Source organism: Mesorhizobium sp. WSM4820, assembly GCF_055811075.1.
In genome coordinates this window covers 16,214-38,919 of the sequence record NZ_JBVVQN010000003.1, presented here as the reverse complement: position 1 = coordinate 38,919, position 22,706 = coordinate 16,214, and the positions used below count along the sequence as shown (strand labels likewise).

Annotated in this window: 21 protein-coding genes and 1 tRNA gene; 17 read left to right on the top strand and 5 right to left on the bottom strand. The window is 63.6% G+C overall.

Features of this window, described 5'->3' with window-relative positions; translation table 11 throughout:
* Nucleotides 1-57: 57 nt before the first annotated feature.
* The gene (locus AC0L2R_RS06180; protein WP_091600417.1) at nucleotides 58-1,014 is read right to left on the bottom strand and encodes an N-formylglutamate amidohydrolase; all 957 of its coding nucleotides are present in this window, start codon (nucleotides 1,012-1,014) and stop codon (nucleotides 58-60) included.
* 147 nt (nucleotides 1,015-1,161) lie between these two features.
* On the opposite strand from AC0L2R_RS06180, the gene cpdR reads away from it, so the two are divergent.
* The 4 genes from cpdR (at nucleotide 1,162) to AC0L2R_RS06160 (ending at nucleotide 2,730) form a co-directional block, all read left to right on the top strand.
* A complete protein-coding gene (gene cpdR / locus AC0L2R_RS06175) occupies nucleotides 1,162-1,524 on the top strand; it encodes a cell cycle two-component system response regulator CpdR (RefSeq protein WP_006199474.1) in 363 nt (120 codons plus the stop codon).
* 118 nt (nucleotides 1,525-1,642) lie between these two features.
* A tRNA-Val gene (locus AC0L2R_RS06170) sits at nucleotides 1,643-1,717 on the top strand.
* A 200-nt stretch (nucleotides 1,718-1,917) separates the two neighbouring features.
* The gene (locus AC0L2R_RS06165) at nucleotides 1,918-2,118 is read left to right on the top strand and encodes a hypothetical protein (RefSeq protein WP_287058930.1); all 201 of its coding nucleotides are present in this window, start codon (nucleotides 1,918-1,920) and stop codon (nucleotides 2,116-2,118) included.
* Entirely contained in the window at nucleotides 2,119-2,730 is a 612-nt protein-coding gene (locus AC0L2R_RS06160) for a hypothetical protein (RefSeq protein WP_473508112.1), read from the top strand. It begins immediately after the preceding gene.
* Between the two features lie 587 nt (nucleotides 2,731-3,317).
* Here the strand turns inward: AC0L2R_RS06160 and fcl are convergent.
* Both fcl and AC0L2R_RS06150 read right to left on the bottom strand, forming a co-directional pair.
* Nucleotides 3,318-4,280 (bottom strand): GDP-L-fucose synthase, encoded by a 963-nt coding sequence (fcl, locus tag AC0L2R_RS06155; RefSeq protein ID WP_473508111.1) that lies wholly within the window; start codon nucleotides 4,278-4,280, stop codon nucleotides 3,318-3,320.
* 143 nt (nucleotides 4,281-4,423) lie between these two features.
* Nucleotides 4,424-5,578, bottom strand: coding sequence for a dihydrodipicolinate synthase family protein (locus tag AC0L2R_RS06150; protein WP_473508110.1), 1,155 nt, complete (start codon nucleotides 5,576-5,578; stop codon nucleotides 4,424-4,426).
* A 239-nt stretch (nucleotides 5,579-5,817) separates the two neighbouring features.
* Here AC0L2R_RS06150 and AC0L2R_RS06145 point away from each other — a divergent pair, with 239 nt between their 5' ends.
* The 13 genes from AC0L2R_RS06145 (at nucleotide 5,818) to AC0L2R_RS06085 (ending at nucleotide 20,734) form a co-directional block, all read left to right on the top strand.
* Nucleotides 5,818-6,861 carry a LacI family DNA-binding transcriptional regulator gene (locus AC0L2R_RS06145; RefSeq protein ID WP_473508109.1) on the top strand — a complete coding sequence of 348 codons (1,044 nt, stop codon included), beginning with the start codon at nucleotides 5,818-5,820 and terminating at the stop codon, nucleotides 6,859-6,861.
* On the top strand, nucleotides 6,858-7,877 hold the full coding sequence (locus tag AC0L2R_RS06140; RefSeq protein ID WP_473508108.1) for a Gfo/Idh/MocA family protein: 1,020 nt from the start codon (nucleotides 6,858-6,860) through the stop codon (nucleotides 7,875-7,877). The genes AC0L2R_RS06145 and AC0L2R_RS06140 overlap by 4 nt, the downstream gene beginning before the upstream one ends.
* Nucleotides 7,878-7,887: 10 nt before the next feature.
* A complete protein-coding gene (locus tag AC0L2R_RS06135; RefSeq protein WP_473508107.1) occupies nucleotides 7,888-9,489 on the top strand; it encodes an acyl CoA:acetate/3-ketoacid CoA transferase in 1,602 nt (533 codons plus the stop codon).
* Nucleotides 9,482-10,258 carry an enoyl-CoA hydratase/isomerase family protein gene (locus tag AC0L2R_RS06130; RefSeq protein ID WP_473508106.1) on the top strand — a complete coding sequence of 259 codons (777 nt, stop codon included), beginning with the start codon at nucleotides 9,482-9,484 and terminating at the stop codon, nucleotides 10,256-10,258. Before AC0L2R_RS06135 ends, AC0L2R_RS06130 begins: the two co-directional genes overlap by 8 nt.
* A gap of 25 nt (nucleotides 10,259-10,283) precedes the next feature.
* Nucleotides 10,284-11,795, top strand: coding sequence for an aldehyde dehydrogenase family protein (locus AC0L2R_RS06125; RefSeq protein ID WP_473508105.1), 1,512 nt, complete (start codon nucleotides 10,284-10,286; stop codon nucleotides 11,793-11,795).
* A 59-nt stretch (nucleotides 11,796-11,854) separates the two neighbouring features.
* Nucleotides 11,855-13,108, top strand: a complete 1,254-nt coding sequence (locus AC0L2R_RS06120) for an ABC transporter substrate-binding protein (protein ID WP_091600411.1) — start codon at nucleotides 11,855-11,857, stop codon at nucleotides 13,106-13,108.
* A gap of 164 nt (nucleotides 13,109-13,272) precedes the next feature.
* Nucleotides 13,273-14,229 carry a carbohydrate ABC transporter permease gene (locus tag AC0L2R_RS06115; protein ID WP_236392586.1) on the top strand — a complete coding sequence of 319 codons (957 nt, stop codon included), beginning with the start codon at nucleotides 13,273-13,275 and terminating at the stop codon, nucleotides 14,227-14,229.
* The gene (locus AC0L2R_RS06110) at nucleotides 14,226-15,170 is read left to right on the top strand and encodes a carbohydrate ABC transporter permease (protein ID WP_473508104.1); all 945 of its coding nucleotides are present in this window, start codon (nucleotides 14,226-14,228) and stop codon (nucleotides 15,168-15,170) included. The genes AC0L2R_RS06115 and AC0L2R_RS06110 overlap by 4 nt, the downstream gene beginning before the upstream one ends.
* A 4-nt stretch (nucleotides 15,171-15,174) precedes the next feature.
* On the top strand, nucleotides 15,175-16,290 hold the full coding sequence (locus AC0L2R_RS06105) for an ABC transporter ATP-binding protein (RefSeq protein ID WP_473508103.1): 1,116 nt from the start codon (nucleotides 15,175-15,177) through the stop codon (nucleotides 16,288-16,290).
* Nucleotides 16,291-16,295: 5 nt separating this feature from the next.
* Nucleotides 16,296-17,798, top strand: a complete 1,503-nt coding sequence (locus AC0L2R_RS06100; protein WP_473508102.1) for a GMC oxidoreductase — start codon at nucleotides 16,296-16,298, stop codon at nucleotides 17,796-17,798.
* A 208-nt stretch (nucleotides 17,799-18,006) separates the two neighbouring features.
* Complete coding sequence (locus AC0L2R_RS06095; protein ID WP_473508101.1) at nucleotides 18,007-18,768, top strand: 3-ketoacyl-ACP reductase; 762 nt, start codon at nucleotides 18,007-18,009, stop codon at nucleotides 18,766-18,768.
* A gap of 12 nt (nucleotides 18,769-18,780) precedes the next feature.
* Nucleotides 18,781-20,409 carry a GMC family oxidoreductase gene (locus AC0L2R_RS06090; RefSeq protein ID WP_473508100.1) on the top strand — a complete coding sequence of 543 codons (1,629 nt, stop codon included), beginning with the start codon at nucleotides 18,781-18,783 and terminating at the stop codon, nucleotides 20,407-20,409.
* Between the two features lie 10 nt (nucleotides 20,410-20,419).
* A complete protein-coding gene (locus tag AC0L2R_RS06085) occupies nucleotides 20,420-20,734 on the top strand; it encodes a Dabb family protein (RefSeq protein WP_473508099.1) in 315 nt (104 codons plus the stop codon).
* Between the two features lie 130 nt (nucleotides 20,735-20,864).
* Here the strand turns inward: AC0L2R_RS06085 and AC0L2R_RS06080 are convergent, their stop codons facing one another.
* A complete protein-coding gene (locus AC0L2R_RS06080; protein WP_473508098.1) occupies nucleotides 20,865-21,710 on the bottom strand; it encodes an EamA family transporter in 846 nt (281 codons plus the stop codon).
* A 7-nt stretch (nucleotides 21,711-21,717) separates the two neighbouring features.
* The gene (locus AC0L2R_RS06075) at nucleotides 21,718-22,632 is read right to left on the bottom strand and encodes an endonuclease/exonuclease/phosphatase family protein (RefSeq protein ID WP_473508097.1); all 915 of its coding nucleotides are present in this window, start codon (nucleotides 22,630-22,632) and stop codon (nucleotides 21,718-21,720) included.
* Nucleotides 22,633-22,706 lie beyond the last annotated feature (74 nt).

The following is a 22,706-nucleotide window of genomic DNA, read 5'->3' as shown; positions in this document are numbered from 1 at the left end:
CCGACCCGCACGCCGATGCCTTTATCCGGCGCAAGATCTCGTTTCGGTTTTCGGCAATCATTCGGCGGCAAGCGGCAGGTCGATAAAATTGTGGTCGGGCATTGCCATAAGGTCGGCCGAGAATTGCGCCAGATCGTCGGCGAGCGCATCGAAGCCGGCGGATTTCTGGAACGTCCGCTCGTTCATGTAGAGCCCGCGATTGACCTCGATCTGCAGCGCATGGAGATGACGCACGGGGCGGCCATAGTGCTCGGTGATGAAGCCTCCGGCGTAGGGCTTGTTATGGGCGACGGTGTAGCCCATGCCGATGAGCAGGCCGATCGCCGTCTCGGTCAACGCTGCCGCAGCGGACATGCCGAAACGGTCGCCGACGATGAAGTCGGGCCTGACACCGCTGTCGCCGACCCTGATGCTCGCCGGCATCGAATGGCAATCGATCAGCACGGCAAAGCCGAACCGCGCATGGGTCCTGGTCAAAAGCCGTTTCAGCGTCTCGTGATAAGGTTTGTAGACGGCCTCGATACGCGCGACGGCTTCCGCCAGCGGCAAGCGGCCGGCATAGATGTCGAGCCCTTCTCCCACCAGCTTGGGCACGGTGCCAAGCCCGCCGGCGACGCGCGCCGAACGGATGTTGCAGAACGACGGCACCGGTTCGGCGAACATGCGCGGATCGAGTTCCCACGGCTCCCGGTTGACGTCGAGATAGGCGCGCGGGAAGTTTGCCGCCAGCATCGGCGCGCCGAGCGCAACAGCGCCACCGAACAATTCGTCGACATAGCAATCTTCGGAGCGGCGGATGGCGTTTCGGTCCAGCCTTGCCATGGCCAGGAACCGGTCCGGATAGTGACGGCCGCTATGCGGCGAGTTGAAGAGGAAGGGAACACGCTGTTCGGCGCCCGACCGGATTTCGAAGGGGGGAACGACCGAAAAATCCTCGGCTGCCGTTTTCAATTTGAACGTACCCGGAAACACCAATGCATCATGGTTTGAAAGGTGCCACCTCGCCGGCCGCATGTCCAGCGTTTCGGCGTCCGGACCGCTTTGTCAAAGCCGGATCGGGCCTTTATCGTTCACTTGATGTTTACCCTCACCTCCTCATATACAGGATGGTTAACGGGCTGCCCCACGGCAGTCCCGGGTGGGTGATTCGGACGGGACAAGATGGCACGCATTCTACTGGCGGAAGACGACGATGACATGCGCCGGTTCCTCGTCAAGGCGCTGGAACGTGCCGGCTACCAGGTCAGCGACTTCGACAACGGCGCCAGCGCCTATGAGCGGCTGCGCGAAGAGCCGTTCTCGCTGCTGTTGACCGATATCGTCATGCCGGAGATGGACGGCATAGAACTCGCCCGCCGCGCCACCGAGATCGATCCCGACCTCAAGGTCATGTTCATCACCGGCTTCGCCGCCGTTGCGCTCAATCCGGATTCCAAGGCGCCGAAAGACGCCAAGGTGCTGTCGAAGCCGTTCCATCTGCGTGACCTCGTCAACGAGGTCGAAAAGATGCTGCAGGCAGCCTGACCCGTTTTCCGCCGCCGGCCTCCGGCGCGCCTTCGACGGTGCGGCAAGGCGAACCTTTCTTTCCCCTTTCCTGCTATTGACGCGCCGTGGCAAAAATGGTGTATGCGCGGCTTCGGATGGGCGTGTAGCTCAGCGGGAGAGCACTGCATTGACATTGCAGGGGTCACAGGTTCAATCCCTGTCACGCCCACCATCCAGACAATCCGCCTTCTTTCGGACCCCGCAGATTTCCTCGTCTTACTGGCGACGCGCTTCTGGTTGGACCGCGTGAATGCCGTATTCTCGAGAACGCCAAATCGGACCGCTTGATTTTTTGGACCGCTACGACCGGCCGGAAACGATGTTCTACCTCGATCCGCCATACTTCGGCAGCGAGGGCGACTATGGTAAGGAGTGTTCGGCCGCGACCAATTCGAAGTGATCGCGACAAGGCTGCGGGCGCTGAAGGGCAGCTTCATCCTGTTGATCAACGACGTGCCGGCAATCCGCGAGTCATTCGCGGGATTCGTCATGCACGAAGTTTGCCTCCGGTATAGTGTTGGCGTCGCGTCCCGGCCGGCGAACGAGTTGATCATTGTGGGCAAGAGCAATTAGATGCCAATGGACCCCGACATTTCGTACTTCGCGATTATGCAATTGATCCGGTGGCGCTTTGTGCTGATTGAGGAGAGCGGGTCGGCAGGGTCCAATCTTCTCCGTGCAGAACGGGTCGCGCTGCAGGTGAGAAAAATAGTAGAAGGGATCGCGTTCGCCTGCTTGAGCGCGGTAGAGGAACGCAACCGTCAGGCGCTCCTTAACATCCGAACAAAGGACGCCGACGCAATACTGGCATGGCTTGAGCGAAAAGGGCTCTTGAGGCTGCCCAACGCCCAGCGTATTGGGGAGCCAACTCCATTCGCACGAATGACGTTAGAAGGCGGCGCCGGCCTGGCAAAGGGCCTCGATTTGGATGCCGGAACGCTGAAAGCCATGTTTTCGCGGGCGAGTGCTCTGCTCCATGAACGTCACCCGGAGAGACTGCTCGAAGCCCAGGTGATCGCGGAGAGGGAAGCTCTGGAGAGCGACCTACAGCGGCTCAGGGATTGGTTGTGGCTCCATGTCATGTTCCTCAAGAGTAAAGGCTTTCTCGTGCAGATGGGCCAGCACGGTACGCCTTCGTTCATGACTGACCTAACGCGCCTCTCCGACCTTCCTGCCAACAACTGATGTATCGGAGGGGCAGCGATTTAGTCTCTCTACGGTTTCAATGATAGCTTTGGCGAGGGCCTCGCCCTCGTGGACGATTTCGGGGCCGAAAAGCAAAAAATGGCTCCTCGCTGGGCAGCACGCCGGCGGGGCAGGTTTCCTCGATAGCAAGGCGAACCAGTCTTAGGGCCGCCCAGGCGTGCTAGATGCTCTCGTGTCGTGAGCTTCCATGCCTCGCAATGCGAGCGCGGCCATTTTGTTGCGCTGCTGGCCTCTGTTCACTCTGGCTAATGCAAGCCCGCCGCCTAGAATCGAACTGGTGCGCAAAATTGTAAGTATCAGCTCCGGCCGGCTGGAGTTCATTCCGCCGATGATGCCTACCTCGGTCGCCAAGCCGCCCCAAGGTAACCGATGGTCTCACGAGGTCAAGTTCGACGGCTACCGTTCCCAGATCGCCTTCGACGCCGGCCGTGCGCGGATCTTCACCCGCCGCGGGCTCGATTGGACGTCCAAGTATCGCGACCTCTCTCGGCAGCCACCAAGACGCGAGTTGAACACGGCCACCCAAGCCGCTCATGTCTGCTGGCAGCAATCAGTGTCGATTGAGATCAAGCCGCGCCGAGGCGGAGGTCACCTGTCTCGATATGCTGGAGAAACCAGGCATAGGTCTGCTCCAATCCGCTCTGAAGCGAGTACCGCGGCCGCCAGCCCGTGGCGAACAGGCGCGACACGTCCATCAGCTTGCGCGGCGTGCCGTCCGGCTTCGTCGCATCGAATGTGAGCGCCGCCTCGGCGCCGACGACGGAGAGCATGGTGCGGGCCAGCTCGGCAATGGTGATGTCTTCGCCCGAGCCTACATTGACGTGGCTGTCGCCGGCATAGTTTTTCAGCAGCCAGACCAGAGCGTCGGCGGCGTCGTCGACATGCAGGAACTCGCGCATCGGTGTGCCCGATCCCCAGACCTCCAGGGTTTTGTCGCCGGCGCGCTTGGCCTTGTGCGCCTTGCGCATCAGGGCTGGCACGACATGGCTGGTGGAGAGGTCGAAATTGTCGCCGGGGCCGTAGAGGTTGGTCGGCATCGCCGAGATGTACTCGACACCATATTGGCGCCGATAGGCCTGGCACAGTTTCAGCCCAGCGATCTTGGCGATCGCGTACCATTCGTTGGTCGGTTCGAGCGGACCGGTCAGCAAGGCATCCTCGGAGATCGGCTGCGCCGCGAACTTCGGATAGATGCAGGACGAACCGAGAAACAGCAATTTCCGCACTTCGTTGCGGAAGGCGCTCTCGATGACATTGGTCTGCATGATGAGATTGTCCTGCAGAAAATCGACCGGCAATTTGTTGTTTGCCAGGATACCGCCGACCTTGGCCGCCGCCATCACCACCGCATCCGGCCTGTGGTCTGCCATCCAGCGCCGCACGCCGGCCTGGTCCATCAGGTCGAGTTCATCGCGGGATGCGGTCAGGACCTCGCAGTCCTCGTCCGCCAGCCTGCGCAATATGGCCGATCCGACCATGCCGCGATGTCCGGCCACGAAAACGCGCTTGCCCCTTAGGTCGAAATTCATTGGCGTATCCCTATGCAGAACGGCCGCTATGATCATCTTGCGTCGGCGTGCCGGATGGTCCTGCGCCGGACGCATAGCGCATACAGATTTGCCGAGACAAGCCAAATCGGAGATTCGGGCGAGCTCTTCTTGTGGTATGGCGGTCAGACACCCGCCACGGCGCACAGGTTCTCCATTCTGGCGATGGCAAGCTCCGGGTCGGCCAGCAATCCGGCCTGGTCGGCAAGGCGGAACACATCGGCATAGTGGTAAATGCCGCGTGCCGATTGCATGCCGCCGACCATCAAAAAATGGTCCTGGTGGCCGTTCAGCCACGCCAGCAAGACGATACCGGCCTTGTAGTATTCGGTCGGCGCCTCGAAGATTTTCCGCGACAGCGATACCGTCGGCGCCATCAGCGCGTCATAGCCTGAACGGTCGCCAGCGGCCAGTTTCGCCAGCGCGGCATTGGCGACCGGCGCGATAGCGTCGAAAATCCCGAGCAGCGCGTGCGAATGTCTCTCGCCATCGCCGGCGATCAGCTCGGGATAGTTGAAATCGTCGCCGGTGAACATGACCACGCCTTCCGGCAGCCGGTTGCGCAGGGCAACTTCTTTGCCGGCATCGAGCAGCGATATCTTGATCCCCTCGACCTTGCCGGCGTGGCGTTCGATGATGGCGACGACCGTATCGAGCACAGTCTCGAAATCCTGGCTGCCCCAATAATTCTTCAGCGCCGGATCGAACATGTCGCCCAGCCAGTGCAGGATGACCTTGCCGGATGCCTGGGACAGGATGCGGTCATAGACGCTGGCATAGTCGTCGGGACCCTTGGCGACAGCCGCCAGCGCGCGGCTGGCCATCATGATCGCCTTGCCGCCCAGGCCTTCGATGAAACCGAACTGCTCCACATAGGCCGCGATGACATCGTCGAGCGTCCTGGCGGCGCCTGGCGCCAGATGGTCTGTTCCGGCGCCTGAGGCGAGGTCGGCGCCCTCGACGGTTCGCGCCTCGGCGATCGAGCGGCGGATCAATTCCCTGGCGTTTGCCCAGTCGAAACCCATGCCCCGCTGCGCGGTATCCATCGCCTCGGCGATGCGGAAGCCGAGCCGCCACAGATGATGGCGGAACGCCATCGTGCGCTCCCAGTCGACCGCAGGATGAGACCACGGATCGGTCATCGCGAGGGGATCGGCAACGACATGGGCGGCGGCATAGGCGATACGCGAAAACCGCGCGCTGATCACCGGCTGTGCCGGCTGGCCGACAAGGCGGTAGCGAGTGCTGCGACCGCCCTCCCCGGGCAAGGCAATGTCCATCGATCTCTCCCTTGGTCGCGCTATTAAATGGAACGTTCCAACAAATCAAGGGACCTTTGTGGATTCTCGATCCATACCCCAGAATGCTGCATCGCAGCGAAGAAAGCCGTTTATGAGCGGGATTTAAGCGCGATTGCCAGATTTTTCGAATTCTGGAAAAATGCTGATTGACTCAAATCCAGCCCAGAATTAGAACGTTCCAATAAATTCGGCCGGAAAACAGCGGAGGACGCATCTGAATGGCCAGCAGGCCCAAGGCGACGATACTCGACATTGCCCGTGAGGCGGGCGTGTCCAAGTCGACGGTGTCGCTGGTGCTGCAGGGCAGCGGGCTGATCCGACCTGAGACTGCGCTGAAGGTTCGCAAGGCGATCGAGGATGTCGGCTATGTCTACAACCGCGGCGCCGCCAATCTGCGCAAGGCCCATTCCAACGTCATCGGCATGGTCATCAACGACCTTACCAACCCGTTTTTCGCCGAAATGGCAGTCGGCATGGAGCGTGTGTTCCAGTCGGCTGATATCGTGCCGTTCATCGCCAACACGGCGGAAAACCCGGTGCGCCAGGAAGAGGTGCTGAAATCGCTGATGGAGCAAGGTGTCGCCGGGCTGATCGTGTCGCCGGCGCGCGGCACGACCCCTGGTGCTTTCCGTCGCATCGAGATGGCGGGCCTTCCGATCGTCTTCACCATGCGCCGCCTTCCTGAAAGCCGCATCCCGGTGATCGCGCCCGACAATCATCGCGGCGCCTGGCTCGCCACCGCCCATCTGATCGGCAAAGGGCATCGCCGGCTGGCGTTCTTCGGCGGCTCATCGGATCTGGTAGTCTATCACGAGCGGCTGGGCGGTTTTCGCGAGGCCTGCGAGGGGCTCGGCATCGCCAAGCGCGATACATTGGTCGTCGAAGGCGAAACCAGCCGCAAGGGCGGCATTGCCTGCCTGGAGACGGCCCTCGCCATGGCCGAGCCGCCGACCGCGGCGCTGTGCTTCAACGATGCGGTTGCCTTCGGCGTCATGCTGGCGCTGCGCAAGCGCGGCCTCGAGCCCGGCGCGGATTTCGCCGTTGTCGGCTTCGACGACGTGATCGAAGCCCAGCACTACATGCCGGCGCTGACCAGTGTCGCGGTGGATTCGGCAGGCCTCGGCGAGCGCGCCGCCCATGTCATGCTGAAGATGATCCAGTCGCGCACCACGCGCGCCGAGGATCATATCGGCGCCGTCAACCTCGTCGTCAGGGACAGTTGCGGTCCTGATCGCCGTGCCGGAATGGGAGACGCGGCATGACCGTCAGATGGGGACTGATCGGCGCAAGCACGATCGCCAGGCAATTCGTGATCAACGCCATTCGCGCGCAACCGAACAGCGAGATCACGGCAGTGATGAGTTCCAGCCCGGAGCGCGCTACGGCCTATGCCAAGGAGAACGGCATTGCGCTCGCCGTCTCGACGCTCGATGCATTGCTCGGCTCCGACATCGACGCCGTCTACATCTCGACCACCAACGAATTGCATCTCGAACAGGCACTAGCCGCCATCAGAGCGGGAAAACATGTGCTGTGCGAAAAGCCGCTGGCGCTGACCAGCGCCGATGCGCGGAAGATGGTCGCCGCCGCCAAGGCGGCCGGTCTCGTGCTCGGCACCAACCATCATCTGCGCAATGCCGGCTCGCACCGGGCGATGCGCGAAGCCATTGCCGCCGGCCGCATCGGCAAGCCGATTGCCGCGCGCGTCTTCCACTCGGTCTATCTGCCTGAAAATCTGCAGGGCTGGCGCATCACCAGGCCGGAAGCCGGTGGCGGCGTGGTGCTCGATATCACCGTGCACGATGCCGACACGCTGCGCTTCGTGCTCGGCGACGATCCGCTCGAGGTTTCGGCGTTCACCCAGGCCGCAGGCATGGCCAGCGGCGGGCTGGAAGACGGCGCCATGTGCATCTGGCGCTTCAGATCGGGCATCATCGCCCAGTCGCATGAAGGCTTCACCACCAAATTCGCCGGCACCGGCTTCGAGGTGCATGGCAGCGAAGGCTCCCTGATCGCGAAAGATGTGATGACGCAGAAGCCGATCGGCTCTGTGCTGCTGCGCACGGCAAAGGGCGAGGAGGAATTGAGCTTCGACCGCGAAGATCTCTATGTCCGTTCCCTGCGCCAGTTCCACGCGGCGATCGGTGGCGAAGGCCAGCCGTCGGCCACCGGCGAGGACGGCGTCTGGTCGCTGACATCAGCCGAAGCCGCGTTGCAATCCGCGAAGTCCGGAAAATCGGTCGCGATCGATCCGAATCCCCGATCGATCCAAAAATAAGGGGCGCAGGGTGAGCAAACTCGTCTCCGCAGCGCAAGCCGCCAGCCTGATCGGCGACGGCATGGTCGTTTCGGTGTCGTCGTCGAGCGGTCTCGGCTGCCCGGATGCGGTGCTCGCCGCGATCGGCGAGCGCTTCGACGCGGAAGGCCATCCGAAGAACATCACAACGCTGCACCCGATCGCCGCCGGCGACATGTACGGCATCAGGGGTATCGACCATCTGGCCAAGCCCGGCCTGTTGAAGCGCACGCTGTGCGGCTCCTATCCGTCCGGCCCTTCATCCTCTGAACCGCCGCAGATCTGGAAGATGATCGGTGACAATTCGGTCGCCGCCTACAACGTGCCCTCAGGCATCCTGTTCGACATGCATCGCGAGGCCGCTGCCAAGCGCCCCGGCGTGCTGACCAAGGTCGGCCTCGACACCTTCGCCGACCCGCGTCATCAGGGCTGCGCCATGAATGCGGCGGCCAGCGAGCCGATCGTTTCGGTGCAGCAGTTCGACGGCGAGGAATGGCTCTATTTCCGCTCGATCGTGCCTGATGTCTCCATCATCCGCGCCACCACCGCCGACGAGCGCGGCAACCTCACCTATGAGCACGAGGGCGCTTATCTCGGCGGGCTGGAGCAGGCGCTCGCCGCCCGCAACAATGGCGGCATCGTCATCGCGCAGGTCAAGCGCGTCGTCGAGAACGGCACGCTGAAACCGCATGATGTGCGCGTGCCCGGTGTGCTGGTCGACCATATTGTGGCGGCACCCGACCAGTTGCAGACGACGCTGACACCCTACGACCCGGCCATCTCCGGCGAGATCTTCCGGCCGCTGTCGACTTTCCGCAACGCCGAGATGAGTGTCCAGAAGGTCATCGCGCGACGCGTCGCCATGGAGCTTGCCGACGGCATGGCCGTCAATATCGGCTTCGGCATCTCGGCCAACGTGCCGCGCATCCTTATCGAGGAAGGCCAGCACGGCAAGGTCACCTGGGTGATCGAACAGGGCGCGGTCGGCGGCGTGCCGCTGCTCGACTTCAAGTTCGGCTGCTCGTCGAACGCCGACGCGTTCATGCCTTCGCCACACCAGTTCACCTACTTCCAGGGCGGCGGTTTCGACGCGTCGCTGCTGTCCTTCCTGCAGATCGACCGCCACGGCTCGGTCAATGTGTCGAAGCTTTCGGCGCGGCCGCATGTCACCGCCGGCGCCGGCGGTTTTGTCGACATCACCGCGCGGGCGAAGAAGATCGTCTTTTCCGGCTTCTTCAATGCCGGCGCCAAACTGTCGCTGGCCGATGGCGGCATCCGCATCGACGGGGAAGGCAAGGTCAAGAAGCTGGTCGGCGAGGTCGAGCACATCTCCTTCTCGGGCAAGCGCGCCGTCGCGCAAGGACAGGACATCACCTACGTCACCGAGCGCTGCGTCATGAAGCTGACGCCGGATGGGCTGATGGTGACTGAGTTGGCACCGGGCATCGACCTCGAGCGCGACGTGCTGGCGCAGGCCGAGATCCCGCTCGCCGTCGCCAACGACCTGAAAGTCACGCCGGACGCGCTCTACCGTGACCGGCCGATTGGACTGTCGCTCAATGGCGGCGCCTCGCTTGGAGGCGCGCATGGCTGAGCGTCTCGTCAGCTTTGAAACAGACGGTGCCATCGGTATCGTCACGCTGCGCCGGCCGGAGAAATTCAACGCGCTCGACATCGCGATGCTGCACGCGCTGGAAGCCGCACTCGATACGGCCGAGGCCGCGGACGGCGTCCGCGTCGTGCTGCTGTGCGGCGAAGGCAAGGGTTTTTGCGCCGGCGGCGACGTCGAAGCCTGGTCGCAAATGAGCGCCGCCGATTTCCAGGTGCAATGGGTTCGCTACGGCCACCGCGTCTTCGATCGGCTGGCGCGGTTGCGGCAGCCGACGATCGCCGTTCTGTCCGGCCATGCGCTGGGCGGCGGGCTGGAACTGGCGGTCGCCTGCGACTTCCGCGTCGCCGAGGCGCAGGTGAAATTGGGTTTTCCGGAAACCTCGATCGGCGTGGTGCCCGGCTGGTCCGGCACGCAGCGCGCGGTGCGCCGTTTCGGCGCCCAGACGGTGCGGCGCATGGCGCTTGGCGGAGAACTGTTCGTGGCTGCCGAAGCACTCGTTCTGGGCATCGTCGACCGGGTGGTCGAAACGGGCAACGCATTCACCGAGGCCAGGGCCTGGGCCGGCAAGATCGCCGAGCGCGGCCCGCTGGCAACCGAAGCAGCCAAGCTGATGATCGCGGTCGCCGAGGGCGAGGAAAGTGCTGCCGCGACAGAGGCGCTGGCCAGCGGCTTCATCGCGCTGACCGGAGACCTCAAGGTCGGTGTCGACGCTTTCAAGGCCAAGCGGAAACCAGCGTTTTCAAGATCCTAGAATGCAAGCGGAACCCAGAACGCACATGAACTTGCCCCTCACCATAGCCATGCCCGCCGAGGCATCCGCAGCACCGAAGACCTACCGGCTGCTGATCGACGGCAAGTTCGTCGATGCCCGCGACGGCCGCACGCTGGAGCGCAACAGCCCCGGCCACGGCTTCACCGTTTCGCGCTATGCGCAAGCCGGCGCGGCGGAAGTCGAGGCGGCGGTACAGGCCGCGCACAAGGCCTTCGAGACCGGCCCCTGGCCGCGCATGAAGGCCGGCGAGCGCGCCGCGATCCTGCTCAAGGCGGCAGACCTGATCGAGGAGCGGCTCGAAGAGATTGCCCGGCTCGACGCGCTGGAATCCGGCAAGCCGATCGCCCAGGCGCGCGGCGAGATCGGCGGCGCCGTCGACATCTGGCGCTATGCCGCGGCGCTTGCCCGCACGCTGCATGGCGAAACCCACGCCAACCTCGGCGATGCCATGCTGGGCGTCGTGCTGCGTGAACCGATCGGCGTCGTCTCGATCATCACGCCGTGGAATTTTCCGTTCCTCATCGTCAGTCAGAAACTGCCGTTCGCGCTCGCCGCCGGCTGCACGGCGGTGGTCAAGCCGAGCGAGATGACCTCGGCCTCGACCTTCGTGCTCGGCGACATCCTGATGCAGGCCGGCTTGCCGGATGGCGTTGTCAACATCCTCGCTGGACTGGGCGCCGATGTTGGCGCGCCGATGGTCAGCCATCCGCTGGTCGAGATGGTGTCGTTCACCGGCTCCACCCGGGTCGGCAAGGTGACCATGGCATCGGCTGCAAACGCGCTGAAGAAGGTCTCGATGGAGCTCGGCGGCAAGAACGGCCAGATCGTCTTTCCAGATGCCGACCTCGAAGCCGCCGCCGACGCGGCGGTGTTCGGCGGCTTCTTCAACGCCGGCGAATGCTGCAACGCCGGCAGCCGGCTGATCGTCCATGAGGCGATCGCCGACGACTTCCTCGGCGCGGTGAAGGCGCTCACCGCCAGGGTCACCGTCGGCGATCCGCTCGACGACAGCACCAAGGTCGGCGCGATGATCTCTTCCGAGCACCTCTCCAAGGTCACCGGCTACGTGGCGGCGGCGGCAAACGACGGCAGCAGCGTCTATAGCGGCGGCAAGCAGATCGCCTCCAATACCGGTCAGTATCTCGATCCGACCATCCTTCGCGGCGTCACCGAAGACATGGCCATTGCACGTGAGGAAGTGTTCGGCCCGGTGCTGTCGGTGCTGACGTTTGGATCGATTGAAGAGGCGTTGCGCATCGCCAACAACACGCCCTATGGTCTATCGGCGGGTGTGTGGAGCGCCAGCATCGACACCTGCATGTCGGTGGCGCGGAGTGTGCGTTCGGGAACCGTTTGGGTGAACACGTTCATGGAAGGTTATCCCGAGCTGCCTTTCGGAGGCTACAAGCAATCCGGTCTCGGACGCGAACTCGGCAAGCGCGCCGTCGAGGACTATACCGAGGAAAAGACAATCCAGTTTCATCGCGGCCAGCGCACCGGATGGTGGGTCGGCTGAGCTGTGAAGAACCCGGCGGATATCAGCCGGTCGTGTAGCTGCAACAAGGGAGGAAGTACATGTTGCGCAAACTGCTTATCGGAACGGCTCTCGGCTCGGGTCTTGCGTTCGCAGCCCATGCCCAGGACGTCAAGGAAGTCGAGATGCTGCATTGGTGGACGTCTGGCGGCGAAGCGGCTGCCTTGAACGTGCTCAAGGAGGATCTGGCCAAGCAAGGCTTTGCCTGGAAGGACGTGCCTGTGGCCGGCGGCGGCGGCGACGCCGCCATGACCGCGCTGAAGGCGATGGTCGCGGCGGGCAACTACCCGACTGCCTCGCAGATGCTCGGCTATACCGTGCTCGATTACGCGGCTGCCGGCGTAATGGGCGACCTGACCGAGACGGCGGTAAAGGAAGGCTGGGACAAATCCGTGCCGGCCGCCCTGCAGAAATTCTCGGTCTATGACGGCAAGTGGGTCGCGGCTCCGGTCAACGTCCACTCCGTCAACTGGCTGTGGATCAACAAGGCGGTGATGGACAAGATCGGCGGCACCGAGCCCAAGACCTTCGACGAATTCATCGCGCTGCTCGACAAGGCCAAGGCGGCGGGCGTCATCCCGCTCGCGCTTGGCGGCCAGAACTGGCAGGAAGCCACCATGTTCGATTCCGTCGTGCTGTCGACCGGCGGACCTGAGTTCTACAAAAAGGCCTTCAACGACCTCGACGAAGAGCAGCTGAAGTCCGACACGATGAAGAAGTCGTTCGACAACCTCGCCAAGCTCGTCACCTATGTCGACCCGAACTTCTCCGGCCGCGACTGGAATCTCGCCACCGCCATGGTCATCAAGGGCGATGCGCTGGTGCAGGTGATGGGCGACTGGGCCAAGGGCGAATTCAACGCCGCCAAGAAGACCCCGGGCACCGACTTCCTGTGCTATCGCTTCCCGGGCACCGACGGCAGCGTGGTCTACAACTCCGACATGTTCGGCATGTTCGACGTTCCGGAGGACCGCAAGGCCGCCCAGGCCGCCTTGGCCACCGCCACTTTGTCAAAGAGCTTCCAGTCGGCTTTCAACGTCGTCAAGGGCTCGGTCCCGGCCCGCACCGACGTGCCCGACACCGATTTCGACGCTTGCGGCAAGAAGGGCATGGCCGACCTGAAGGCCGCCAACGAAGGCGGCACGCTGTTCGGTTCGCTGGCGCAAGGCTATGGCGCGCCGCCGGCCGTCGCCAATGCCTACAAGGACGTCGTCTCGAAATTCGTCCACGGCCAGATCAAGACCTCGGACGAGGCCGTGACCCAGTTGGTCAACGCAATCGAAGACGCCAAGTAGGAACCGGCATGAAAGGACCTTCCCCGCTCCGGTGGGGAAGGTTCCACCAAGCCAGGATGGTCGGCTTCTGGTCGGAATGGCGCCGGCGATCAACCAACACGCCCCGTCTCGACGGGGCTATCCTTCCCCGCCTGGCGGTGAAGGGACCCGCGAGGGAGGAGCCCATGACAACGGTCGCGACCCAGATCAAGCTGACGCCGGAGCATAATGCGCGCCCGGGCGCGTCGGTGCGTTCGCGCCTGCAGGACGCGCTGCCGAAGATCGTGCTGGCGCCAAGCTTTGCGATCACCATCGTCTTCGTCTACGGCTTCATCCTGTGGACGGTCTATCTGTCCTTCACCAACTCCAAGACCTTCCCGTCCTATGCGCTGACTGGGCCGCGTGCCTATCAGAGGCTATGGCGCTGGACGTTCGAGAGCGACCCGCCGTCGAGCTGGTATACGTCGATCACCAATATGGGCATTTTCGGCTTTCTCTACATCTTCATCTGTCTGGCGCTCGGCCTTTTCCTGGCCATCCTGCTCGACCAGAAGATCCGCGGCGAAGGCATGTTGCGGCCGATCTATCTTTATCCGATGGCGCTGTCCTTCATCGTCACCGGCGTCGCCTGGAAATGGTTCCTCGATCCCGGCCTCGGCCTCGAGCAGACGCTGCACCAGTGGGGCTGGACGAGCTTCCATTTCGACTGGATCAAGAACAAGGATTTCGTCATCTACACCGTGGTGATCGCCGGCGTCTGGCAGGCCTCGGGTTTCATCATGGCGATGTTCCTGGCCGGCCTGCGCGGCATCGACGGCGAGATCATGAAGGCGGCGCAGATCGACGGCGCAACCACGTTCCAGCTCTATCGCCGGATCGTCATCCCGCTGCTGCGGCCGGTGTTCCTCTCGGCCTTCATCGTGCTCGCTCACCTCGCCATCAAGTCCTACGACCTGGTCGTAGCACTGACCAGCGGCGGGCCGGGCGGCTCGGCCTGGTTGCCGTCGAACTTCATGTACGAGTACACCTTCAAGCGCAACGAAATGGCCGTCGGCTCGGCCAGCGCCGTGATCATGCTGATGACCATCACCGCGATCATCGTGCCCTATCTCTATTCCGAGCTCAGGGAGCGACCGCGATGAGAGTCATTGCCACGCCCACTCGCCAGAGCACCGGCGGCATCAGCGCCAGGACCGTCAACCGCATCGTCATCTACGGCCTGCTGGCGCTGTTCGCGCTGTTCTACCTGATGCCGCTGTTCGTCATGCTGGTGACCTCGTTCAAGACCATGGACGAGATCCAGAACGGCAACATGCTGGCGCTGCCGCAGGCGCCGACCTTCGAGCCGTGGCTGAAGGCGTGGGGCGAGACCTGCGTCGGCCTGACCTGCGCCGGCATCAAGGGCTATTTCTGGAATTCCATCAAGATGGTGGTTCCGGCGGTGCTGATCTCGACGCTGCTCGGCGCGCTCAACGGCTATGTGCTGACCAAATGGCGCTTCCGCGGCCACACGCTGGTTTTCGGGCTGATGCTGTTTGCCTGCTTCATCCCTTTCCAGTCGGTGCTGTTGCCGATGGCGACGATCCTCGGCAGCCTCGGCCGCTTCGGCGTGACGCTGCGAAACGCAACGGGATTTTCATTCGGCCTGGGCAATCCGACGGTCAACCTGGTCTTTGTCCACGTCGTCTACGGGCTCGGCTTCACCACCTTGTTTTTCCGCAATTATTACGAGGCGTTCCCGACCGAACTGGTCAAGGCGGCACAGGTCGACGGAGCCAGCTTCTTCCAGATTTTCCGGCGCATCATGCTGCCGAATTCGATGCCGATCTTCGTCGTCACCGTCATCTACCAGTTCACCAACATCTGGAACGACTTCCTGTTCGCCTCGGCCTATGCGGGCACCGGCGACGCGATGCCGATGACCGTGGCGCTGAACAACGTCGTCAACACCTCGACCGGTGTCGTCGAATACAACGTCAACATGGCGGCGGCGATGATCGCCGCACTGCCGACCCTTTTCGTCTATGTGGTCGCTGGCCGCTATTTCGTGCGCGGCCTGATGGCCGGCGCCGTCAAAGGATAATCGAATGGCTTTTCTCGAAATTGATGGGCTGAGGAAGCGGTTCGGATCGGTCGAGATCCTGAAGGGCATCGACGTTGATCTCGAAAAGGGCGGCTTCCTCGTGCTGGTCGGCCCGTCCGGCTGCGGCAAGTCGACCTTGCTCAACACCATCGCCGGCCTGGAAACCATCACCGAAGGCGAAATCCGTGTCGACGGGCGCACGATCAACGATCTCCACCCCTCGAAGCGCGACATCGCCATGGTGTTCCAGAGCTACGCGCTCTATCCGAACATGACCGTCGCGGGGAACATTGCCTTCGGCATGGAGATGCGCGGCGTGCCGGCCCACGAGCGCCAGAAGGCGATCGACAAGGTGGCGAAGGTGCTGCAGATCGGCCACCTCCTGCAGCGCAAGCCGAGCCAGCTTTCCGGCGGCCAGCGCCAGCGCGTCGCCATGGGCCGGGCGCTGGTGCGCGACCCCAAGCTCTTTCTCTTCGACGAGCCGCTCTCCAATCTCGACGCCAAGCTGCGCGTCGACATGCGCATCGAGATCAAGCGGCTGCACGCAACCACCGGCACCACGATCGTCTACGTCACCCACGACCAGATCGAAGCGATGACGCTGGCCACCAAGATTGCGGTGATGCGCGACGGCGAGGTGCAGCAGTTCGGCACGCCTGCCGAAATCTACAACAACCCGACCAACCTGTTCGTCGCCGACTTCATGGGCTCGCCGGCGATGAACCTGATCCCGGCGACGATCGGCGGCAATGGCAATGCGCTTTCCGTGGTGCTGCAGCGCGAGGCGCGCGAGCCGATCTCGCTGCCGCTGGCCGATGCGCCAACGGGTCTGTCGGCATTCCACGACAAGCCGATCATTTTTGGCGTCCGTCCCGAGGCCCTGACCGATCCTGAAGGAGCCGAACGCAACGCATCGAACATCGCCACCGCCGACTGTCACATCGAGGTTGTGGAACCGGCCGGCTCCGACACCTTCGCCGTCACCAATCTCGGCGGCAAGGCGGTGGTGGCGCGTCTGCGCGCCGACGCCAACATCCAGCCGGGCAAGGTCACGCCGCTCGCCTTCAACCTGACCAAGGCGGTGTTCTTCGATCCGGCGACCGAGAACCGCATCCTCTGACAGCCATGACAAACCCGGACATCGTCATTATCGGCTCCGGCATCGGCGGCGCCACGATCGCTTCCGGCCTTTCCGGCAGTGGCGCCTCGATCCTGATGCTGGAGCGCGGCGAACTATTGCCGGCGACGCCGCACACGCGCGACACGCGCGCCATCTTCGTCGACGGCCACTACCGGCCGAAGGAGATGTGGCGCGAGGCCGGGGGTGCTGCGTTCAATCCCGGCAATTATTACTATGTCGGCGGCAATTCGAAATTCTATGGCGCGGTGCTGATCCGCTACCGCAGGCAAGACTTTTCTGTCATGGAGCACTATGGCGGCGTCTCTCCGGCCTGGCCGTTCTCCTATGAGGAATTCGAGCCCTGGTATTCCAGGGCCGAGCAGCTTTTTCGCGTGCGCGGCGCACTCGGCGAAGACCCGACCGAACCTTTCCACTCGATCCCCTACCCCTTCGGGCCGGTGCCGGACGAGCCGCCGATCGCCCGCGCCCGCGCCGAACTCATGGGCCTCGGCTTGCATCCGGCATCGCTGCCGCTCGGCGTCGACATCGATGCCTGGCTAAAGGACGGCAAGACGGGCTGGGACGCGTTTCCCAACACCGGGACCGGTAAGGTCGACGCCCAATCGGGGCCGCTGACAGCGGCACTTGCCGACCCGAACATCAGGCTCGAGACCGGTGCTCATGTCGAATACCTCGAAGCCTCATCGGATGCCAGGACGATCGCCGCCGTTCACTATCGCCAGGATGGCAGGCTGAAGAAAGTGACGCCGAAGCTGGTCATCCTCTCGGCCGGCGCGGTCAATTCCGCCGCCATCCTGCTGCGTTCGCCGTCCCCGAACGGAAACGGCCTTGCCAACCGCTCCGACCAGGTCGGCCGCAACTTCATGAACCACAATTCGAGCGCCATGCTGGCGATCGATCCGCGCCGCAGGAACACCTCTGTCTACCAGAAGACGCTGATGCTCAACGACTACTATCTATCCGACGGCAAGGGCGGCAAGCCGCTCGGCAACGTCCAGCTTCTCGGCAAGATCGACGGTCATATCCTGAGGGCCAACGTCAAGCTTGCGCCCAAATTCGCGCTGGACTTCATGGCCGGCCACGCCGTCGACTGGTACCTGATGTGCGAGGACCTGCCGGACCCCGAAAGCCGCATCATGGTCGACGGCAAGGACATCGTCATGCAGTGGCGGCGCTCCAACATGCAGTCGCTCGACGGGCTGACCAAGGTGATGCGCGAGAACTTCCGCGCCTGCGGCTATCCGATCGTCCTGTCGCGGCCTTTCGACAAGCGCACGCCTTCGCACCAGTGCGGCACGGTCAAGATGGGCGACGATCCGGCAACCTCGCCGCTCGACCCGTTCTGCCGCTCGTTCGACCACAAGAACCTGTTTGTCGTCGACGCTGGCTTCCTGCCGAACTCGGCCGCGGTCAATCCGGCGCTGTCGATCGCCGCACAAGCGCTGCGCGTTGCCGACCACATCCGCAACAGCGAGCTTGTCCTATGATCGGTCTGCGCCGCCCCTCATCCGCCTGCCGGCACCTTCTCCCCGTGAACGGGGAAAAGCCCGCTGGCCGCAACCTCGGCGCCTTTTTTGCAACGCTGGCGATTGGCGAAGCAGGCGATGAAGGCGTCCTTCTCCCCGTCACTATACGGGGAGAAGTGCCCGGCAGGGCGATGAGGGGCGGCGCTGACGTCCAAAGGAACATCTTCACATGAGCCGTCCGGCAGCCATCATCACCGGCGGCGCGCGCGGCATCGGCCTTGCCTGCGCCGAGGCGCTGGCCGATGCCGGCTTCGATATCCTTGTCGTGGACCTTGCCGAAAAAGCCGGCGACGGGCTTGTCGCTGACATCACCGCCCGCGGCGCGAAATTCGCCTACCACTGCGGCGACATTGCCGACCTCGACGACCATGCCGCATTGGTCGATGCCGCGACGAGCGCCTTCGGCCGCATCGACTGCCTGGTCAACAATGCCGGCATCGGCTCCGTGGTACGCGGTGACCTGCTGGAATTGAAACCGGAAAACTTCGATCGGATCCTCGCCATCAACCTGCGCGGCACCGTCTTCCTCAGCCAGGCCGTTGCCAGGGCGATGCTTGCGGCGCCGGGTGATTTTCCAAAAACGATCATCACCATCACCTCGGTCAGCGCCGAAATGGCCTCGCCGGAACGTGCCGACTATTGCATCTCCAAAGCCGGGCTTTCGATGTGGGTGAAGACCTTGGCGCTGCGGCTTGCCGCCGAAAATATCGGCGTGTTCGAGGTGCGGCCGGGCATCATCCGCACCGACATGACCGCAGGGGTAACCGCCAAATACGACGCGCTGATCGACGGCGGTCTGGTGCCGGCAAAGCGCTGGGGCGAAGCCGCCAATGTCGGCGCCGCCGTAGTGGCACTCGCCGGCGGCAAACTCGGCTTTTCGACCGGCACGATCATCAATGTCGACGGTGCGCTGTCGGTGCCGAGGCTGTGAACAGGTGACGCCATGACCGACTACATCATCGTCGGCGCCGGCCCGGCCGGCTGCGTGCTGGCCAACCGGCTGAGCGAAGAGCCATCGAATTCAGTGCTGCTGCTCGAAGCGGGCGGCAAGGACTGGCACCCGCTGATCCACATGCCGGCCGGTTTCGCCAAGATGACCAAGGGCATCGCCGCCTGGGGCTGGTCGACCGTGCCGCAAAAGCACATGAAGGACCGCGTCTTCCGATACACGCAGGCCAAGGTGATCGGCGGCGGCTCCTCCATCAACGCCCAGATCTACACACGCGGCAATGCCCGCGACTACGACGCCTGGGAGAAGGAAGAGGGCCTTGCCGGCTGGGGCTATCGCGACGTGCTGCCCTATTTCAAGCGGGCCGAGAACAACCAGCGCTACGCCAACGATTTTCACGGCGACCAGGGTCCGCTCGGCGTGTCGAACCCGATTGCGCCGCTGCCGATCTGCGAGGCTTATTTCCGCGCTGGGCAGGAGATGGGCATTCCCTTCAATCCCGACTTCAACGGGGTAGCCCAGGAAGGCGTCGGTTATTACCAATTGACGCAGAAGGACGCGAGACGCTCCTCTGCCTCGGTCGCCTATCTCAGGCCGATCCGCGCGCGAAAAAACCTGACCGTCAGGACTGATGTGCTGGTGACGCGCATCGTCATCGACAAGGGCCGCGCCACTGGCGTCGAGATCGTCGACAGGCCGGGCGGCGAGAAGAAAATCCTGCGCGCCGAGCTCGAAGTAATCGTCTCGTCCGGCGCCATCGGCTCGCCGAAGCTGCTGATGCAGTCGGGCATCGGCCCGGCCGACCATCTGAAGTCGGTCGGCGTGACGCCGGTGCACGATCTGCCCGGCGTCGGTTCCAACCTGCAGGATCATCTCGACCTGTTCGTCATTGCCGAATGCACCGGCGACCACACCTACGACAACTACGCCAAGCTGCACCGGACGGTGTGGGCCGGCCTGCAATACCTGCTGTTGAAAAAAGGCCCGGTTGCCTCCAGCCTGTTCGAGACCGGCGGCTTCTGGTACGCCGACCCGACCGCCGCCTCGCCCGACATCCAGCTCCATCTCGGCCTCGGCTCCGGCATCGAGGCCGGCGTCGAAAAACTGAAAAATCCGGGCGTGACGCTGAACTCGGCCTTCCTGCGCCCGCGTTCGCGCGGCACGGTGCGGCTGAACAGCGCCGACCCCGCCGACCACCCGCTGATCGACCCGAATTATTGGTCCGACCCCTACGATCGCGACATGTCGATCAAGGGCCTCAGGCTGGCACGCGAGATCATGCGGCAGAAAGCGCTGGCCCCCTACGTGCTGCGCGAGGTGCTGCCGGGACCGGCACTCACCAGCGACGACGAGCTGTTCGACTATGCCTGCCGCAGTTCCAAGACCGACCACCACCCTGTCGGCACCTGCCGCATGGGCCATGATGCGATGAGCGTGGTGACGCCCGATCTCAGGCTGCGTGGCATCGAGGGCCTGCGCGTCTGCGACGCCTCGGTGATGCCGCGCATCCCCTCCTCCAACACCAATGCGCCGACGATCATGGTCGGCGAAAAGGGCGCCGATCTGATCCTTGGCCGCGAACCACTGCCGCCGGCCGTGTTTTCCACCAACCAAGCGGCATGAGATTCCAAGAATGATCAGGCACTGTGTTTTCGTTCGATTCCGCAATGACGTCACCGACGACGAGCGCGCGGCAATCCATGCCGATCTTGAGGCGCTGCGGTCGGTGATCGACGGCATGGTCAAGGTCGAATTCAGCGCCAATGTCAGCCCAGAACCGTTCGCGCGCGGCTTCACGCACGGCTTCACTATCGACTTCAGCGATGCCGCCGCACGCGACGCCTATCTGGTGCATGAGGCTCACAGCCGAGCCGGCGCTCGGCTGGTCGCGGCGCTTGAAGGCGGAACCGACGGGCTGATGGTGTTCGACCTCGAGATAGGCGCTTAATGCATGTCGCGCAAAAGCATGCCCTCGGGCACTGACCCGAGGGTGTGCAGCGGTTTTGCGTTAACGATATGCATAAAACAACAATCCAAAGCGCGTCGCGTGAGGTCGGTCGAACGCGACGCGCTTTAGCCTATCCAAGCCTCAGCGCGACGACGCCGGCAACGATGCTGAGCACGGCGGCACCCCGCCAGGCGGTCATCTTCTCGCCGAGCGCAAACACCGAGATCATCATGGCGAACAGGATCGAGGTTTCGCGCAGCGCCGCGACCGAGGCGATCGGCGCCTTGGTCATCGCCCACATCACGATCCAGTAGGCGGCGCCGCTGAGCACGCCGGTGTACACGCCCGCCTTCCAGTCTCGCGCCAGCACCGGCAGCGCCTTTGGTCCGCGGAAGATCAGGCACAGCACCAGCGCCCACAGCGCATCGCAGACGAACAGCCATGCGGCATAGCTCGACGCCGTCGCGGCCAGCCGCGCGCCGCTGCCGTCGGACAGCGTATAGCCGGCGATGAAGATCGAGGTGCCCAGCGCAAAGCCGACGGCGCGCAGGTTCAGCCTTTCCAGATGCGCGCCGCCGCGAAACGACAGCACCAGCGTCCCGGCCGACAAGAGGACAATGCCGAGGATGGCGAGCGGCGCCGGGACTTCGGCGACGACCACGATGCCGCCAAGTGCAGCCAGCAGCGGCGCCGTGCCGCGCGCCAGCGGATAGGTCTGGGCGAAATCGCCGGCCCTGTAGGCGCCGATCAGGAACGTCCTGTAGCCCATGTGGAAGATTACCGAGGCGATGATATAAGGCCACGCTTCCGCTTTCGGCACCTCGACGAAAGGCAGCGCCAGAAGCGCCACGGCGCCCATGCCGAGCGTCATCAGCGTGATCGACAAAAAGCGGTCGAGATGGACCTTGACCAGCGCGTTCCAGATCGCGTGCATGGCGGCGGCAGCAAGCACCGCGAAGAAGACGAACAAGGTCATCGGCGGCTCATGCGCCTTCGGCCCCCGTCCCGAACGGTGTTTCCAGGTCGATCTCGACCCGCAGCGGAAAATGGTCCGAGACGATTTCGTCGATATCGGCGCTGGCCGAGCGGACCCGTCCCGCCAACATCCCGCCGACGAAGCAATGGTCGAGCCGTCGCTTTGCCAGCCTGCCGTCGATGGTCTTCACATGGGTATGGAAATCCGCCGTCGGGTCGCTGGCGACGGCGGCGGCATCGACAAAACCGTTGAGATAGGCAGCACCGCGATGGTACGGCGTGCTGCCAACGATGCGCCGGTACTCGGCGCTGCCCGGCTCCATGTTGAAATCGCCCAACCAGATCGCCGCCAGCGGGTTTTCCGGCTCCGGCTCGCCATTGCTCCAGTTGCGCACGGGCTCATCGTCGGCGCCGCTCCACGGGCCGCCGTCGGACGGCGCGCGGCGATGCTCGGCGAGCAGATAGTCGATCTGCTCCAGCCGCTCTTCGGCGGCGATATGCGCCAGATGCAGCGACAGCACCCGCACCGGACCGGCAGGGGTGTGGATCATGCATTCCAGCGCTGCGTTGCGGGTGTTGAGCGGACGCACGGTGCGGCGCAGCGGCAGCGTGTGCAGGCGCGACCAGACGATCGGCAGCCTGGACAGGACCATGGTGCCGAATTGCCGCCGCCGGTTGACGATGCGGCCGTCACGCCGCTCGCTGGCGTCCATGTCGAAGGCCGGCCCATAAACCCAATAGTATTCGGGCAGCAGTCGCGAAAGGATTTCCGGCTGGTCATCCTCGTTGCTGCGCAGCCAGTGCCGTTCCACTTCCTGCAACGCGATGATGTCTGCGCCAGCGACAACCTCGGCGGAGCGCGCGAGATCGTAGCGGCCGTCGCTGCCGAAACCGTATTGGATGTTGTAGCTGACCAGCTTCATTGCTTAACCGGCTCAATTTCGTGATGGCAGTAGCGGTTTGGCGAATTGGTTGCAATGTGCAGCCGGATGCAGAG